We start from the raw sequence: 16,549 nt of genomic DNA on the forward strand, positions 1-16,549 counted from the left end.
AATGATACAAGAAGCATCATTTACCTAATACTTTTTAACCACACTTATAAATTCCTGATCCCGCAGGATCCTCTTTTAATGTTTGATTACCAGTACATGTCTCGCACCTACTTGCTGTGCCTGGTGCTATTTTTGAAACGATGGCAGGAGCACCAAAAAACACAGCAGTAAATGCACCGAGTGCAAAAAGTGCTGGCCACGGCATTCTGCCAAATATTGCAAGTAAAGCTGCACCTATTATCACTATTGTGATCATCGGCCCACCTATACCGTGAGTATAACCCATTATTTTGCATATCACTGCTGATGTTGCATCTAGATCAGCACGCGCATCAAACGCAAAGGAGAGAATTAAAGCTACAAGTAGAAGAAAATTTTTCATTACGCCTCCGATAATTTCTATTTAACGCTGTATTGTCTATCGCATTGATTAAATTTAAGTAAATGATACAAGAAGTATCATTTACTTAAAATTTCTTTGAGGCTGTGATACCTATTATGTACATTTACCATTAGTCAACGTTTTACCAGTAGGGCAAGCAATCGCACCATTCTGACAAGACGTACCATCTGGTGTTATTTTTGAAACAACTGCAGGAGCACCAAAGAACACGGCAGTAAATGCACCGAGTGCAAAAAGCGCTGGCCACGGCATTCTCCCAAATATCGCAAGCAATGCTGCACCTATTATCACTATCGTGATCATCGGCCCGCCTATACCTTGGGTATATTGTACTATTTTGCATATCACTGTTGACGTTTCATCAGCACGCGCATCAAATGCGAAGGAGAGAATTATAGCCACAAGTAGAAGAAATTTTTTCATTATGCCTCCGATAATTTCTATTTAACGCTGGATTATCTATCATTTTGATTAAATTTGAGTAAATGATGCAGTAAGTACCATTTACTCAATGCTTTTTACTGACAAGTATATTTTCCATCTGCATCAGGTTTCAATGTTTTCCCAGCATCACACGTCTCGCACTTACTTGCTGTAGTTGGTGCTATTTTTGAAACAACGGCAGGAGCACCAAAAAACACAGCAGTAAATGCACCGGGTGCAAAAAGTGCTGGCCACGGCATTCTACCGAATATCGCAAGCAAAGCTGCACCTATTATCACTATCGTAATCATCGGTCCACCTATGCCGTGAGTATAGCTCATTATTTTGCATATCACTGCTGACGTTGCATCTAGCTCATTAGTATTTGCATCAAACGCAAAGGAGAGAATTAAAGCCACAAGTAGAAGAAATTTTTTCATTACGCCTCCTATAATTCCTGTTCTATGTTAAATTATCTATCCCTTTGATTAAATTTAAGTAAATGGTGAGGATTTTTTGCTTAAAAGTATCCTTTATTTCATTTAGAATACTTTTCTTGGTTCGTTTATATTACATGCTACAGAAATTTTACGGTATTGTTTATTGTCTTTATCGTGCTTTGATTGACACAATTTATAATGATGGAGTGGAGCATGCAGGGTATTTATCATTTTTAATTCTGTTATCAATATTTCCTTTTCTCATCGTTTTAATGGCTGTGGCATCAACATTCGCAAATTTCTTAGACCAGTATAACATTGGCTGGGTATTTATCATTGATAACATGCCACAGGATATTTTGGCATCTTTGATGCCGCGTATCAGAGAGATAATATCAGGCCCGCCGCAAAGCTTACTAACTTTAGCAATTGTAGGTGCTGTTTGGACCGCTTCATCGACAATTGAAGGGCTTAGAACAATACTCAATAAGGCCTATAAAGTTCCGGTTTCGCCGCCTTATATATTAAGAAGAGTACTAAGTATATTACAATTTTTAGTAATCACGCTTATTATAACTCTAACTATAGTGTTTTCTACACTAGTACCAATGCTAATTGATTTTTCCTATCAGGGACTAAGTTACACTAAATACCTACTCATTGAATTTGTACTTTTCACAGTAGTCTCTTGGCTATATTTTATGTTGCCAAACATAAAACAAAATTTATCAGACGTATTTCCTGGATCTTGTGTAGCTGTTATTCTTTGGACGATTTCTGCTTCAGCTTTTAAGCAATACTTAAAAGCTTCCTTTGACCAACTGGATTTGATATATGGAAGTTTAGGTGGTGTGGTAGTGTCATTACTATTTTTTTATATGCTAAGTTTGATTTTTATATATGGAGCAAAATTCAATTTTCAGCTAAAATATTTCAATGAATCTCGCTAAGGAGAAAGAAATGGGTAAGTTAGAAGGTAAAGTAGCTTTAATCACCGGAGCTTCAGGTGGAGTAGGCTCTGCTGTTGCAAAAAGGTTTATAAGAGAAGGTGCATGTGTGATTCTGATTTCAAGATCTCTTGATAATCTCAAGCCACTATATAATGAAATTGAAGAGCTTGAAGAATTTAAAGAAGGCTCTGTGAAACTAATTCAGCTTGATCTTTTAGACTTTGAGAATGTAAAGATACTGACAAACATGATAGAAAGCCTGAAATTATCAGAATCTGGAGCACTTGATATATTAGTTGCGTGTGCTGGAATTTTAGGCAAACTGAACCCCATTCATGACTGTGAGATTGAAGAGCTACAGAACGTAATGAATACAAATTTTACTGCCAATTGGTACTTACTAAAAAACTTAGATCCAATGCTAAAAAAGTCTAATGCTGGAAGAGCGATATTCATGACCTCAGAAGTGACACTTTCTCCTTCCTCTTATCCATATTGGATGCCGTATGCTGCAAGTAAAGTTGCACTAGAAATAATGGTGCAGATATATGCATCTGAGACAAAACATACAAAATTATGTGTAAATGCTGTATACACGGAAGGACCTGTGGGTAGTGAGCAGGCATTTCCTGGATCTGAATTGGTGTCACCTGATAAACTAACAGATAAATTTGTGGAATTAGCTTCTGAAGACTGCAGCATATCAGGAAAAATCTTACCGCTCAGCAAATCTCCCGAATAAATTACCATAGTATCTGCAAAGATACCGTTAAGCCCACAATTGTATGAACATTGTGATTTGAGAGTAATCTCCACTAGGAAGGATGTCATCCCAGTGCCTCTATGGTGTCATTCCAGTCTGGAATCTAGTCTTTATTATGCAGCCACTTATTTAAAGTTAAGTTTTCTGGATCCCAGACTGGGATGACACCTCTGGGCACTGCCGTCATAAAGGAACCAGTGTCAGCTACTTGAATGACATCATTTGCTGTGCAATTTACCTTCAAGAATGAATGTTTGTACAGCTGTGTGTCAAGCACTGGAATCTGCCACGCAAATTGCAATGTTCGTACAGTTATGCGTCAAGCCTAAAAGTAATTAGCTAATAGGTTTAATAAAAATTCACATATACAGGAAAGATTGGTAACATTACTTGAATAGAGACCGTTATTGTAATTATGCCGAAACGCACAGATATAGAATCTATATTAGTAATAGGAGCAGGCCCAATAGTTATAGGTCAGGCATGCGAGTTTGATTATTCCGGAACGCAAAGCTGTAAAGTATTAAAAAGCGAAGGTTATAAAGTCATTTTGGTTAACTCCAACCCCGCAACTATAATGACAGATCCTGAGTTTTCTGATGCGACGTATATTGAGCCGGTACTGCCTGAAATCATAGAGAAAATTATAATTAAGGAGAGGCCAGACGCAATATTGCCAACAATGGGCGGGCAAACAGCGCTCAATTGTGCAATAAAACTTGCAGATGATGGAGTGTTAGACAAATACAACGTAGAATTAATAGGGGTAAATAGAGAAGCAATAAAAAAAGCAGAGGATAGAGAGTTATTCCGTCAGTCCATGGATAAAATAGGGCTAAAATACCCCAAAAGTATCATTATAAAAAATCAAGAACAAATAAGAAAGGCTTTGGATTACATTGGATTACCAGCAATCATCCGCTCGTCATTCACCCTTGGTGGTGCAGGTAGCGGCATAGCATATAATAAAGAGGAGTTTTTCAATATCGCAGAAAGTGCTCTCAAAATTTCGCCAATAAATGAAGTTCAGATAGATGAATCAATTATCGGCTGGAAAGAATATGAAATGGAAGTTATCCGCGATTGTAAAGATAACTGCATAATAGTCTGTTCGATAGAAAATGTTGATCCGATGGGAGTGCACACTGGGGATAGCATAACTGTTGCTCCTGCTTTGACTCTGCGTGACGTAGAATACCAACAGATGAGAAATGCATCTATAGCAGTGCTGAGAGAAATTGATGTTAGTGCCGGTGGTGCAAATGTTCAATTTGCAGTGAATCCTAAAGAAGATGGAAGCCTCGTTGTGATTGAGATGAATCCAAGGGTTTCTCGCTCTTCTGCACTTGCTTCGAAAGCAACAGGCTATCCTATTGCAAAAGTTGTAACTAAACTTGCTATTGGCTATTCGCTCGACGAAATACGTAATGACTGTGCTCCAATAATACCAGCAGCATTCGAACCAGTGATTGATTATATCGTCACTAAAATTCCTCGATTTGAGTTTGAGAAATTTAAGGGGACGAATTGTGAATTATCAACCTCCATGAAATCAGTGGGAGAAGTGATGTCTATAGGCCGCACTTTTAATGAGTCACTACAGAAAGCTTTCCGTTCACTTGAAACTGATTTTACAGGACTTGATGAAGTATTTCCTGAGAACATTGATATTGATCACATAAAATCTCAATTAGCAAAATTGCTACCAAACAGATTACTGATTGCTGCTGACGCAATGCGCCACGGAATTAGCATAGAAGAAATAAATTCGATTACAGGATATGACTTATGGTTTCTGCAAAATATACAGCAAATTATATTAACTGAACAAAAAATCAAGGAAAATGGATTTCCTGGAACTGCGTACGAAATGTTAGAGCTGAAAAAAATGGGATTTTCAGATGCAAGATTAGCAAAGTTAAGTAATAGACCTACCTCTGTCATTCCAGTACCCTCTAATGTCATCCCAGTGCGTGACACTGGGATCCAGCCAGCGTTACACGCTGGAGATCGAGTAAAACAAATCGAAGAAATAAGAAAAAAATTTGGCATTAAACAAGTTTATAAACGCGTAGACACCTGTGCAGCTGAATTTGAATCGAGCACTGCTTATATGTATGGCTGCTATGAGGGTGATGTTGAAAATAAAACGGAATGTGAGGCGAATATTTCTGACCGAGAAAAGGTTGTCATTTTAGGAAATGGTCCAAATCGCATTGGTCAAGGTATTGAGTTTGATTATGCATGCGTACATGCAGCTTCTGCCGCCAAAGAAATGGGGTATGAAACAATAATGATCAACTGTAATCCCGAAACTGTCTCAACTGACTACGATACCGCTGATCGTTTATATTTTGCACCACTCATTGCAGAGGATGTGCTTGAAATACTAAGTAAAGAGCAAGAAAATGGCACACTGGTTGGTGTAATAGTTCAAATAGGCGGTCAAACACCTTTAAAGTTAGCCAAAGTGCTTAACGAGAGAGGTTTCAAAATTCTGGGAACTTCGTTTGATTCTATTGACCTTGCAGAAGATCGCATGAGGTTTAAAAACCTTGCTTTGCAACTTAATTTAAAACAACCTGAAAATTCTATCTGCCATTCAGTAGAAGAAGCGTTAACCAACGCAGAAAAGGTGGGGTTTCCACTAGTAGTCAGGCCATCATATGTCCTCGGCGGTCAGTCTATGTCGATTAGACACGATACTCAGAGCTTTAAAGAGTACGTCTTAGATCAAACTAAAATCTTTGAGCATGGTTCGCTGCTTCTTGATAAATTTTTAGTCAATGCAGTTGAGGTTGACGTTGATGCTGTATGTGATGGGGAAAAAGTTTTCATTGCAGCGGTCATGGAGCATATTGAAGAAGCTGGTATCCACTCTGGTGATTCAACATGCTCAATACCGACAAATACATTGAGTGACGAAGTAATAAAAGAGATCGAGCTCCAAACTGAGAGAATAGCATTAGCATTAAAAGTGAAAGGTCTGATAAACATTCAGTTTGCTGTTCAAGAGAATAGACCTCTTGCAGAACCTGTTTGTGATGAGAAATCTTTAGGAAAAGTGCAGATGAGCACCACAGAATACTCGAATGTATTTGAGGAGCGCAGACAAGCTTTGACGACAAAATTGCCTTCAGAAATCGAGTTATGCAAGAGGTCTAGTGATGTATACATACTTGAAGTGAATTTAAGGGCTAGTCGAACCGTTCCTTTTATTTCCAAGGTAATCAATATTCCTATTGCAAAGCTTGCCACTCAGGTTATTTTGGGTAAAAAATTGAATCAGGAAAACAAGCCTTTCAATCATTTTGCAGTTAAAGCTGCTGTTTTTCCATTTACCCGCTTTGCAGGAGTTGATACTTTACTTGGTCCTGAAATGAAATCAACAGGAGAAGTGATGGGAATTGACTCATCATTTGAAGCTGCACTTGCAAAAACGCACATGGCTGCAGGATACAAGTTACCAACAGAAGGAACAGCTCTGGTTTCAGTAAAAGATGATGATAAAAAGTATATATTGCCAGTTGCACGAATGTTGAAAGAACTGAGTTTTGAAATATATGCCACCAAAGGCACAGCTTCGTATCTGAACAATAACGGCATTGCTGCACAAGCTGTAAATAAAGTAAGAGAAGGCAGACCCCACATAGTTGATATGCTCAAAGATGGAAAAATAAATCTAGTGATTAATACTTCAAAAGGTGTAAAGTCAGTCTCAGACAGCAAAGATATCAGGAGAACTGCTATTTTGCAAAATATAGCTTACAGCACCACAGCTTCCGGAAGTAAAGCGTTAGTGCTTGCAATTCAATATGTAAAGAATAGCAAACTGGAAGTGAAATCATTACAGCAGATACAAAACGTTTAAATATCAAAACTAGAATAATTCACTCTCAAAATGCTAAAGAGAACATAATAAAAAGATGGAAATTTTGAAGGAAATAGTATACCTAAAGAATCAACTAGCGTAATTGAACAGCCAAATGCTGCAACGAATGCTCCACAATCTCACCTAGAGGACACTTCCCTTATATGTTAAGAACAAGTCTTTATAAATATCAAAGTAGTGAGATTAAAGACACACAGAGAAGAGGAATCGTCACGCCCCTTGATTATAAGAATCGTTGTTCAGCAAGGTTCTCTTCTCTGGTTTATTATACTGAAAGTTCCGAACAACTGATTGAGCTTTTAGGCTCGTATATAAGGCTGGAAAATGCAGTATATGTTATTATTACGGAGGAATTATGAATTCATCAAACATTATTGCTGGCATTGATGTTAGCAAAAGTAAATTAGATCTCCACATTCACCCACTTGAGCATTATAAAATATTTGAAAACAATGTACAATCCATTGATGAAATGCTGGACTTTTTACGTTTGCATAATGTAACCAAAATTGGTCTTGAGGCAACTGGTGGATACGAAAAATTATGTGCCTATACTTTACTAAGCAATGGTTTTGAGGTGTACGTCATTCAACCAAGGTGGGAGAGACTATGCTAAAAGCCTTGGTATTACTACAAAAACTGATAAAATAGACTGCAGTATCATCTCACGTTATATTAATAATACAGATGTGCGTGTTACTCCTTTAACAGTTAGTAATGGTAATATTGATTGCTTGAAACAAAAATTATCTCGTAGAAACCAACTTGTAGAAATAGCAAAAATACAAAAAACCCAAATCCAACAGGTAACTGATACATCTATAATCAAACAAATAGATGAACTTCTTGCAATTTTACGTAATCAAATTAAAACTTTAGAAGATGAAATGATTACATTTATCGATCAAAACCAAGAGCTTAAAAGAAAATATATATCAATAACTATATAGTAGCGGGATGACGGTTTTTCAAATTATCGGTAAATCTAAGTCAGTTTAGCTATAGGCAGCAATTTTCTGTATTTATTTTAAATTGAAGAAAGCTCAAATGAAAGATCGTGTTTTGCTAAAAATCACAGAATGCAGTCTGGTTACTATTTAAAAGGATATGTTCAAAAAACTGTGTCAAATCAACTCATACACTTCATTACCAACTTCATGATGAAGTTCCGCAGTTGGATGGAAATAATCAAAAAAGAAATAATCCTTTAGTGTTTCTTTGCTACACCCAGGGTTATAGTGAACGTCAAGTTCCCCTTTAAATATCAACTTTAAGAGTATTTTTATATTTTCTTTAAATCTCCCAACTTGGTCTGCAATGTTCGATGTGCATGCATCTTGACAATTTAAACCTTTGCTCTTGTATTCGCTAAACATACTTCTCATTTTAGAGTTAAGATCAAATGCTTTTATTTCAAGATTTGTACTTTTCTTCATATAATCTAAGCCTTTAGCCAGTTTTGCATTGAAACTCTCCGTGAGCTTTGTAGCTAGTTCCCTTGCTTCTTCATCTCTATTAAAAGCTGGTATTGAGCCAACTTCAGGTGCATTTGCAACAACTACATGCTTAACACCATGTTCATTTAGAACCTTAAGTGCATTACATATTTCACTCACTGCTTGTTCCAACACTTCTTCCGCTTTAGTATCGTCATAAGCAGTGGCAACCATAACATCATTTCCGCCGATTATGATGCAAAATAAATCTTCTTTACCTATATCTGGATGATGTTTAATTACCGCATCTAGCTGGTTAGCTAAACGAAATTTATTGAAGAAATAAGAAAAAATAGGGTCAAAAATTTCAGATGCTGTTGCATATGAAACTGCGTAATTCTGACCTTGCTGTTCGTGGCATCTCCCAAAAAATGAATAACTCCACCCAGGTTTAAATTCATCTAAATCTAAATATTTTGCTATATATTCAACAGCAGTAGGGCCATTGCTAAAAGATCTTCCTTGATAAAAAGGATCATCAAATTTTACGCTTTTTGCAAAGGATAAATTATTTAAAATTCCAATGATTGCGCCATTATCGGATAAGCTATCACCCAGAACATAAAAATTTCTATACTTTGAATTAGAATTGTCATTTTTGTTTGTCATAATATTTACCGTAGATTAGCATGTTGTTTCATTAGATTCATAGAAAAAGAAAAATAGCGGTGAAATTATACAACTTTGGCCTAACTTGCTCTCCACTTTTTCCGGGCAAAATCAGCTTCTTCTTAACTTGACACGTATACTTAAAAGAACCCTCTAAGTTTTCTAGCACGGCTTGGATGTTTCAACTTGCGCAGTGCTTTTGCCTCTATTTGCCTAATTCTCTCACGTGTTACATTAAAAATTTTTCCTACTTCTTCTAAGGTATGTTCCTTCCCATCTTTACCAAGGCCAAAACGCATTCTTAAAATTCTTTCTTCCTTTGGTGTTAAAGTTGCAAGAACATTGGTTGTAATGCCACGCAAGTCAGCAAGTATTGCAGCATCCTCTGGCCTGGAGACTCGCTTGTCTTCTATACAATCACCAAAGGTACTACTATCATCTTTTCCTGTTGGAGCTTCAAGACTTACTGGATCCCTTGCTATTTTCATAACTTTGCGTATTCTTTCCAGTGGCATTGTCAGTTCTACACTCAATTCCTCTAACGTCGGCTCTCTTCCCATCTCATGAGTCATCTTTCTTAATGCTCTGTTGATTTTACTGATAATTTCCACCATATGAACTGGTATTCTAACTACTTTAGACTGCTCAGGTATTGCTCTAGTGATTGATTGTCTTACCCACCAAGTGCCATAAGTTGAAAATTTATATCCACGTTTGTAATCAAACTTATCCACGGCCTTCATAAGACCAATATTGCCTTCTTGTATCAAATCAAGCAGATCAAGGCCTCTTTTTGAATACTTCTTAGCAATGGAAACTACTAGCCTTAAGTTAGCCTTAATCATTTCTTGCTTTGCTTCAGAGACTTCTCGTTCGTGTTTTTGTATTCTCTTGATTAGCTCCTTAAATTCTTGTACGTTATCTTCCTGTATATGCTGCTTAATACCGTTCAAGGTACTAGCTATATGTTCAGAGTTATCGTCTATAAACCTTAAAAATTTGTTTTTTAATTCACCTGTAAAAGAGGACTGATTTTCATTGATCTTTAAAAGACTTATCTTTTTCAATTCGTGCTTTAAAAGCACGTCATCATAAACTTTATAGAAACTTTCTCTATCGATATCGTATTTTCTAGCCTCAGCAATAAGATTAGCCTCTTCAAGCGTAATGGATCTATTTATCTTATAAAGTTCTTGTGTAATTCTGGCAACAGCAGCATCACTTAACTTAATTTGTAATGCTATAGACCATATTTGATTATACAAATTTTCTAGCTCATTAGAGAAATTTTTAGAATTTTTTCTTAATATCAACGCTTCATTTGTTAAAGTAATTATCTCATCCAATGCAACTATGACCTTTGGCAATAAGTCACTTTCCATTTCAAGAATAGAAACATTTAAATTGACTGAACTTATATCTTCATTATTACCGTCTTTCTCATCATCACTTTTTTTACTATCTTTCTCATCATCACTACAGTACTCAGCATCTTCAGAAACATCCTCAGAATCCTCAACATCTTCAGCACTTTCTTCACTCTCTTCACTTTCTTCTTTGGGTACCACATTAAAATCAGAGTTATAAATTGCATCCAGATCTATAATTTCTCTCAGTAAGAGAGCTCCATTACTTAAATCATCACGCCATACTTTTATCACCTTTAATGTTACTGATGTTTCAATTATTGCACGTAACATGTTATGCTTTTCAGATTCAATTTTTTTTGCTATCTCGATTTCATCTGCCCTTGATAAAAGCTTTACGGAGCTCATGTCTTGTAAATAAATCCTCACTGGATCATCATTTTGTACTAAAGTTGCAGTAACATTTGGCGATGTGTCATCATCATCAAGTTTACTATCATCACTGTTGGAAGGAATATCTTCTTCATCTTCGCTACTTTCAAGCACATTAATTCCGGAATCCTGCAATAAAGATATAGCATCATCTATAAAGTCAGACGAAAAATTTTCATCTGATAATTTATCATTTATATCATCAAAGGTGATAAAACCACCCTTTTTTATACTCTTAGTTACCAGATCTTTGATAATGTTTTTCTTATCTTCTGCATCATTAATAGTTGACATCATTACCTTTATAGTTTATAATTTTATTTCTTATTAACAAACAAACTTACAACGAGCAAGTCTATAATTTTACTTTTAACTTGTGGCTATTTGTTACTTCATATAGTTTAAGATACTGTTAATTTATGTACACTTGTCTTAATCGATTGTTCCATACTTTTCTTCCATTTTTACTGCTATGGATAATCCAACTGAAAATGTTGCAATTCCAACCACTATAACAGTAAGCATTAAAACATGGGGTATAGGATTGCTATATGAATAAAAATTTGAAACCAATATAGGAGGCAAGGAACTTTTTATATATCCTAGAGATATGTAAAATAACAAAACAGATGCTTGGAAGACGCTTACCCCTATCATTTTCTTGATTAAATTTTTATCGTTTATAATAATATATAAACCTAGCACCATTAATACAATAATAATCGTATAATTATATAAAGTCATTGTTTTTTCCTACGAGCAAAATTTATATATATAATTAACATAGAGGAGCAGACAGTAAATGCTACACCTAATTCCACCAAAAAAATACCTAATTTTTGACCGGTTCTATTATTGGTTAACAAGATATCATAAGATAAAAAATTTTGGCCAAGTAAAGTTGTTGCAACGCCCGTTCCTCCATAAATTAAAATACCTAACACGTTAGTCAATCTAATCACAGAATAAGGTATTGCTTTTAGAGTTGTAGATACACCAAATAGCATTGAATATAATATTATCCCGGAGGCAATAATTATTCCTGCTTGAAAACCTCCACCCGGAGTGTAATCACCGTGAAATTGTATGTATAAACCAAATAAAATGATAAAAGGTATCATCAAAAATGTTACTGCATTTAATATCGGATCTTTAATCATTTTCTTTTTCTTCTTTTAATATCAACGTTATACAAAGCGCAGCAGTAAAAACTACTATAGTTTCTCCAAACGTGTCATAACCACGAAAGCTTGCCAAAATAGCTGTCACTATATTAGGAATACCGGTAGCTTTTTCGGTATTTTCCACATAATAAGGAGCAACATGCAAGTGGATCGGAGCATTGTGGCTGCCAAAATCTGGCAATTGAATCATAAAATATGACAAACATACAGCCAGAAATAACATAAAAAAAAGCGTTATAGGGTTATGAGATAGATTTACTTTATGATTCTTTATCAAGGAGAGTGCTGCAAACGTAAAAACTGTACTGAGCCCCGCACCAACAGAAGCTTCAGTAATTGCAACATCAGGTGCATTCATAATTAAGTATATAAGCGCAATCAGTGAACTAAATACACACATTAGAACAGCACTTACGACTAAATGTCGCGAGAAAACTATAAAAACCGTAACTGTTAGTAACAACAAAAGTAACACTACATTTAATATTTCTAACACCTTAGCCTTCTTTAACAGTTTTTTTCTTAACTTTATAATGAGTGCGCGCTAAAATATAGCTATTAGTTGAGTTAGCTACCCATATTATAAAAATTAATAATACTATTTTAACAGTATTGATTGAAAATCCATTCTGCAAAGCAAAACCAATTAACAATAACGTTGCACCGCTAGAATCTGTAATACCTGCTGCATGTAACCTAGTATAGAAATCAGGAAATCTGATCACCCCTATATTTGAAATAATTATCAAACAAATACCTAAAAATATGAAAATGGATCCTATCATAAATTATCAAAACAACATTAATCTCATTAGTGCTATAGTTGATATAAAGCTAACGCTAGCATACAACAATGCTATATCAATTAAAAAAAAATTATTCAGAATGATTGATATTGCTGTTATAAGTACAACTACTTGCGTTGAGAAATTATTGAACGCTAAAACCTTATTGTACACATCATTTGACTTAGACACTATGCAACACAACATTACACTCATACAGAACAACAGTGTATAGATAGCAATGCAAATCATTTAAAGACTATGTAACTTCAGTAGATTTCTAAACGGATACTTCTTCATCGCCATCTTGATCATTTATTTCACCATCCACTTCATAATCTTGGCTTTCTTGACTTACATCAAGATCTGTGTTATCAGAAAAATTTAATAAATTCGCTAGCTTACTTGTATTACTGCTGTAAACATTATTCATATTTCCTTTCATGTATTCCTTGCATCTACCTACCAAAAGGCTAAACAGCTCATGAGTATCCACCTGTTTTCCTGCTATTTCATGTAAGGAAACTATGGTATTTTTATGACCTTTAAACTTAGCTGCTTGAATTGGATTACTTGCCCCTGTATTTAAATCATGTGTTCTTTGACTTGCCAACAGAACCAATTTGAAACGGTTACTTACCCGTTCTATACACTTTTCTACAATAGACTCAGCCATAAGATACTACCTTAATAAATTTTATACTATATCACAAAAAACAAGTTGTCAACTTTGTATCTATTGCGATTCAACTTCATGTTTTACTTTTTCTGCCTCAGATTTTATTTCTTGGCTTTCTGTCATCGTGATTGTTATCTCATGATCAAGTTTTTTTAGAAATCCTAACAATCGCTCTAAAGAAAAACCATCTATTTTACCATTTTTAATTTGCGATACCTTTGGCTGATCAATACCAAGTTTCTCAGCTGCAAAAGCCTGAGTCCAAGCATTTTTTTCTATAATTTTATTTATTATATAAAGCAACTTTGTTTTTATTCCTGCACTGTCTAAGTTATTTAACGATATTATTTCCATAATTCTTACACTCACATATCAATTAACTTTATTAAATATTATAACATAATATTTAATATACCAAGATATTAATATCATGTAACTTGTCAATAATTATATGATATCAATATTTAAAACTTTAAGTTGATTATATATTAATATTTTTATCAAATTTCTAGTAATTTTAAATTACCATTTTACCATCAGTCTATCTGAAAAAACCATTTATAGAAAGAACAAGCTAAGATTACAAAGCTTGAAATACAAAAATAATTATTTTATAAATTTATCTTACATAAGAAGTTTATATCTCTATATCTTAACATAGATATTTATTTAAATTTTTAAAATTTCTATTTTAACAAGAATTCTATATATTATATTTATAATATAACTTAAATATTTGTTGCTTTTTAGCTGGAACATTATTTAGTTAGTAAGTAAAATTGTGTTGAATATGACAAAAATAAAAAAAGATGTTGCTGTTATTATGGGAAGTGAGTCAGATTACACCACTATGGTCCATACTGTTGATATGTTAAAAGCATTAGAAGTTTCACATGATATATTCATAATATCTGCACATAGAACACCAGAAAGGCTCTTCAATTTTGCTAAATCTGCACAAGAAGAAGGTTTTAAGGTTATTATAGCTGGTGCAGGAGGTGCAGCTCATTTACCTGGTATGGTTGCGTCACTAACTTGTTTACCAGTTATCGGCGTTCCTGTGCATAGTAAACAATTAAATGGGCTGGATAGTCTACTCTCTATAGTTCAAATGCCAAAGGGTGTTCCAGTTGCAACCATGTCTATAGGAGAAAATGGAGCATATAATGCTGCCATTACTGCCGTATCTATATTGTCAATTTCCAACAGTGAAATTGCAGGTAGGTTAAAAAAGTGGAGAGAGAAACAGACCAAAGAAGTAAAAGAAAAACCAGTTTCATAATAAATCTATGGCAATAACTCTTTTAGACACAAAAACCATAAACCGTATAGCAGCGGGGGAGGTGATAGAAAGGCCAGCAAGTGTAGTAAAGGAATTAGTGGAAAATGCAATAGATGCTGGAAGTTTAGAAATAGAGATCAAAATAGAAAGTGGTGGGCGTAACCTTATTATTGTGACAGATGATGGTAACGGAGTAGAAAAAAACGATTTAGAACTTGCGTTTATGCGCCATGCTACTTCAAAATTGAGCGATAGTGAATTAATAGAAATCAAGCATCTTGGCTTTAGAGGAGAAGCTCTGCCTTCAATAGCAGCAGTAAGTAGGATAAAATTATCGTCTAAGGCAAGAGAAGCAAATGAAGCATGGTCTATAAGTTATGAGGGTGGAGAGAAAATAGGGGAGCTAACTCCTTACCCTTTATCACAAGGGACACATATTGAAGTACGAGATTTGTTTTTCGCTACCCCAAATAGACTAAAATTTCTAAAAACCGAAAGAGCAGAAACTCAAAGCATTGTTGATATTGTAAACAACCTAGCAATGATTAACTATCATATAGGGTTTACTCTCACTTCAGGTAATAAAAAGCTCTTAAAATACGCTAAGCAGACTTCGTTATTTCATAGATTGTGTGAAGTAGAAGAAGAATTTCAGGGCAATTCTTTGGAGGTCAATGAAGAAGAAGACGGCATCAAACTTACGGGACACATCTGTAAGCCGACCGTCAATCGTGGTAAGTCCACTCAGATCTATACGTTTGTTAATGGAAGGCCAATTAAAGATAATTTACTTATTGGCGCAGTTAGGTATGCATATCATGATTTTATTCCAAGCGATAGGTATCCTTTTGCAGCGTTACATTTAGAGATACCTTATGATCAAGTAGATGTAAATGTGCATCCAAATAAGTCAGAAGTAAGGTTTCAGCATAAGAAGCTCATATATGAGATAGTGACAAGAGGATTAATTAAAGCGTTGTCAAGAAGGATAGGCACCTTTCCAGCGCATGACCAGAAAATGGATTCAACATTGCCAGATCCTTTTGATAAACCTAATGTTCAAAATGAAAGAAGGCCAAGTCCTTTTGAAAATCAACTAATAAAAGAATTTGCTTCTCCAAATAAAAAAGCAAAAGGCTTATCAGAACAGTCAAAATCGTTTGATTATACCGGCATACAGAAATTTCCATCACAAGCGGAGACTATGGTTCTGGAAAAAAAGGTGTTAGAGCAAGTTGATTTGATAGAGAGCCACCCGCTCGGGTTTGCACGCTGTCAGGTCTATAATACTTACATTATTGCCGAGGTAAGAGACAAATTGATTATAGTCGACCAGCATGCAGCCCACGAAAGGCTAGTATATGAATGCCTAAAACAAAAATCAAGTATAAAAAGACAAAAACTACTTCTTCCTGAAACGGTTGAAATCAAAAATCAAGCCGGAATGGAGATGATTGAAGTTTATAAAGATAAGTTATTTGAAATGGGTTTTGATATTGAGATCAAATCAGAAAATAAAGTGATAGTAAAAGAAATCCCTGCAATTTTGGGAGCAATAGATGTGAAAGAGATGCTAATTAATATAGTCGATAGATTAACGGAAATAGAAGATACATTGCCAGTAGAAGATAAAGTGAACAAAATATTGGCCACTATCGCTTGTCATGGATCAATTAGAGCGGGTAGAAAAATGAGGTTAGATGAAATGAATGAGCTGCTGAGACAAATGGAAAAAACCCCATATTCCGGGCAATGCAACCACGGAAGACCAACTTATATAGAAATGAAACTCAGTGATATTGAAAAACTTTTTGAGCGTAGGTAATGAGGTTGCCATAAATATG

Annotated in this window: 21 protein-coding genes; 8 read left to right on the forward strand and 13 right to left on the reverse strand. The window is 35.0% G+C overall.

Going from position 1 to position 16,549, the window contains the following annotated elements; all coding sequences use genetic code 11:
• Nucleotides 1-34: 34 nt before the first annotated feature.
• The 3 genes from AAGD76_RS03655 to AAGD76_RS03665 form a co-directional block, all read right to left on the reverse strand.
• Nucleotides 35-382 carry a TrbC/VirB2 family protein gene (locus AAGD76_RS03655; RefSeq protein WP_341820380.1) on the reverse strand — a complete coding sequence of 116 codons (348 nt, stop codon included), beginning with the start codon at nt 380-382 and terminating at the stop codon, nt 35-37.
• Between the two features lie 114 nt (nt 383-496).
• Nucleotides 497-826, reverse strand: coding sequence for a TrbC/VirB2 family protein (locus AAGD76_RS03660; protein WP_341820381.1), 330 nt, complete (start codon nt 824-826; stop codon nt 497-499).
• A gap of 95 nt (nt 827-921) precedes the next feature.
• On the reverse strand, nt 922-1,266 hold the full coding sequence (locus AAGD76_RS03665) for a TrbC/VirB2 family protein (protein ID WP_341820382.1): 345 nt from the start codon (nt 1,264-1,266) through the stop codon (nt 922-924).
• Between the two features lie 134 nt (nt 1,267-1,400).
• Here AAGD76_RS03665 and AAGD76_RS03670 point away from each other — a divergent pair, with 134 nt between their 5' ends.
• Nucleotides 1,401-2,216 carry a YihY/virulence factor BrkB family protein gene (locus AAGD76_RS03670; RefSeq protein ID WP_264373644.1) on the forward strand — a complete coding sequence of 272 codons (816 nt, stop codon included), beginning with the start codon at nt 1,401-1,403 and terminating at the stop codon, nt 2,214-2,216.
• A complete protein-coding gene (locus AAGD76_RS03675) occupies nt 2,203-2,958 on the forward strand; it encodes an SDR family oxidoreductase (protein ID WP_022626173.1) in 756 nt (251 codons plus the stop codon). Before AAGD76_RS03670 ends, AAGD76_RS03675 begins: the two co-directional genes overlap by 14 nt.
• A gap of 124 nt (nt 2,959-3,082) precedes the next feature.
• On the opposite strand, the gene AAGD76_RS03680 is transcribed toward AAGD76_RS03675, so the two are convergent.
• The gene (locus tag AAGD76_RS03680) at nt 3,083-3,256 is read right to left on the reverse strand and encodes a hypothetical protein (protein WP_167471214.1); all 174 of its coding nucleotides are present in this window, start codon (nt 3,254-3,256) and stop codon (nt 3,083-3,085) included.
• Between the two features lie 138 nt (nt 3,257-3,394).
• On the opposite strand from AAGD76_RS03680, the gene carB reads away from it, so the two are divergent.
• The 4 genes from carB to AAGD76_RS03700 all read left to right on the forward strand — a co-directional run bounded on the left by carB (nt 3,395) and on the right by AAGD76_RS03700 (nt 7,821).
• Entirely contained in the window at nt 3,395-6,850 is a 3,456-nt protein-coding gene (carB, locus tag AAGD76_RS03685; RefSeq protein ID WP_341820383.1) for a carbamoyl-phosphate synthase large subunit, read from the forward strand.
• 164 nt (nt 6,851-7,014) lie between these two features.
• On the forward strand, nt 7,015-7,230 hold the full coding sequence (locus AAGD76_RS03690; protein WP_080717592.1) for a hypothetical protein: 216 nt from the start codon (nt 7,015-7,017) through the stop codon (nt 7,228-7,230).
• Complete coding sequence (locus tag AAGD76_RS03695; protein WP_010082049.1) at nt 7,227-7,487, forward strand: IS110 family transposase; 261 nt, start codon at nt 7,227-7,229, stop codon at nt 7,485-7,487. Before AAGD76_RS03690 ends, AAGD76_RS03695 begins: the two co-directional genes overlap by 4 nt.
• Nucleotides 7,438-7,821 (forward strand): hypothetical protein, encoded by a 384-nt coding sequence (locus AAGD76_RS03700; RefSeq protein WP_341820384.1) that lies wholly within the window; start codon nt 7,438-7,440, stop codon nt 7,819-7,821. The genes AAGD76_RS03695 and AAGD76_RS03700 overlap by 50 nt, the downstream gene beginning before the upstream one ends.
• 174 nt (nt 7,822-7,995) lie before the next feature.
• Here AAGD76_RS03700 and AAGD76_RS03705 read toward each other — a convergent pair whose 3' ends face one another.
• The 9 genes from AAGD76_RS03705 to AAGD76_RS03745 all read right to left on the reverse strand — a co-directional run bounded on the left by AAGD76_RS03705 (nt 7,996) and on the right by AAGD76_RS03745 (nt 13,777).
• Nucleotides 7,996-8,976, reverse strand: a complete 981-nt coding sequence (locus AAGD76_RS03705; RefSeq protein WP_010082050.1) for an SGNH/GDSL hydrolase family protein — start codon at nt 8,974-8,976, stop codon at nt 7,996-7,998.
• 140 nt (nt 8,977-9,116) lie between these two features.
• Nucleotides 9,117-11,069, reverse strand: coding sequence for an RNA polymerase sigma factor RpoD (rpoD, locus tag AAGD76_RS03710; RefSeq protein WP_341820385.1), 1,953 nt, complete (start codon nt 11,067-11,069; stop codon nt 9,117-9,119).
• Nucleotides 11,070-11,207: 138 nt separating this feature from the next.
• On the reverse strand, nt 11,208-11,519 hold the full coding sequence (locus AAGD76_RS03715; RefSeq protein WP_341820386.1) for a cation:proton antiporter subunit C: 312 nt from the start codon (nt 11,517-11,519) through the stop codon (nt 11,208-11,210).
• Nucleotides 11,516-11,935 carry a Na(+)/H(+) antiporter subunit B gene (locus AAGD76_RS03720; protein ID WP_006279705.1) on the reverse strand — a complete coding sequence of 140 codons (420 nt, stop codon included), beginning with the start codon at nt 11,933-11,935 and terminating at the stop codon, nt 11,516-11,518. The genes AAGD76_RS03715 and AAGD76_RS03720 overlap by 4 nt, the downstream gene beginning before the upstream one ends.
• A complete protein-coding gene (locus tag AAGD76_RS03725; protein ID WP_015589497.1) occupies nt 11,928-12,455 on the reverse strand; it encodes a DUF4040 domain-containing protein in 528 nt (175 codons plus the stop codon). Before AAGD76_RS03725 ends, AAGD76_RS03720 begins: the two co-directional genes overlap by 8 nt.
• A 1-nt stretch (nt 12,456) precedes the next feature.
• The gene (mnhG, locus tag AAGD76_RS03730) at nt 12,457-12,744 is read right to left on the reverse strand and encodes a monovalent cation/H(+) antiporter subunit G (RefSeq protein WP_006279703.1); all 288 of its coding nucleotides are present in this window, start codon (nt 12,742-12,744) and stop codon (nt 12,457-12,459) included.
• Nucleotides 12,745-12,750: 6 nt separating this feature from the next.
• Nucleotides 12,751-12,996, reverse strand: a complete 246-nt coding sequence (locus AAGD76_RS03735) for a monovalent cation/H+ antiporter complex subunit F (RefSeq protein ID WP_007548527.1) — start codon at nt 12,994-12,996, stop codon at nt 12,751-12,753.
• A 28-nt stretch (nt 12,997-13,024) separates the two neighbouring features.
• Nucleotides 13,025-13,420, reverse strand: coding sequence for a DNA-directed RNA polymerase subunit omega (gene rpoZ, locus AAGD76_RS03740; protein ID WP_341820387.1), 396 nt, complete (start codon nt 13,418-13,420; stop codon nt 13,025-13,027).
• 60 nt (nt 13,421-13,480) lie between these two features.
• Nucleotides 13,481-13,777, reverse strand: a complete 297-nt coding sequence (locus AAGD76_RS03745; RefSeq protein ID WP_010081926.1) for a helix-turn-helix domain-containing protein — start codon at nt 13,775-13,777, stop codon at nt 13,481-13,483.
• Between the two features lie 436 nt (nt 13,778-14,213).
• On the opposite strand from AAGD76_RS03745, the gene purE reads away from it, so the two are divergent.
• Both purE and mutL read left to right on the forward strand, forming a co-directional pair.
• The gene (gene purE / locus AAGD76_RS03750; RefSeq protein ID WP_006280351.1) at nt 14,214-14,705 is read left to right on the forward strand and encodes a 5-(carboxyamino)imidazole ribonucleotide mutase; all 492 of its coding nucleotides are present in this window, start codon (nt 14,214-14,216) and stop codon (nt 14,703-14,705) included.
• Nucleotides 14,706-14,712: 7 nt separating this feature from the next.
• Nucleotides 14,713-16,530, forward strand: a complete 1,818-nt coding sequence (mutL, locus tag AAGD76_RS03755; protein WP_341820388.1) for a DNA mismatch repair endonuclease MutL — start codon at nt 14,713-14,715, stop codon at nt 16,528-16,530.
• The last annotated feature ends 19 nt before the right edge of the window (nt 16,531-16,549 follow it).

Source organism: Wolbachia endosymbiont (group A) of Cydia strobilella, from assembly GCF_964026745.1.
GTDB lineage: Bacteria > Pseudomonadota > Alphaproteobacteria > Rickettsiales > Anaplasmataceae > Wolbachia > Wolbachia pipientis.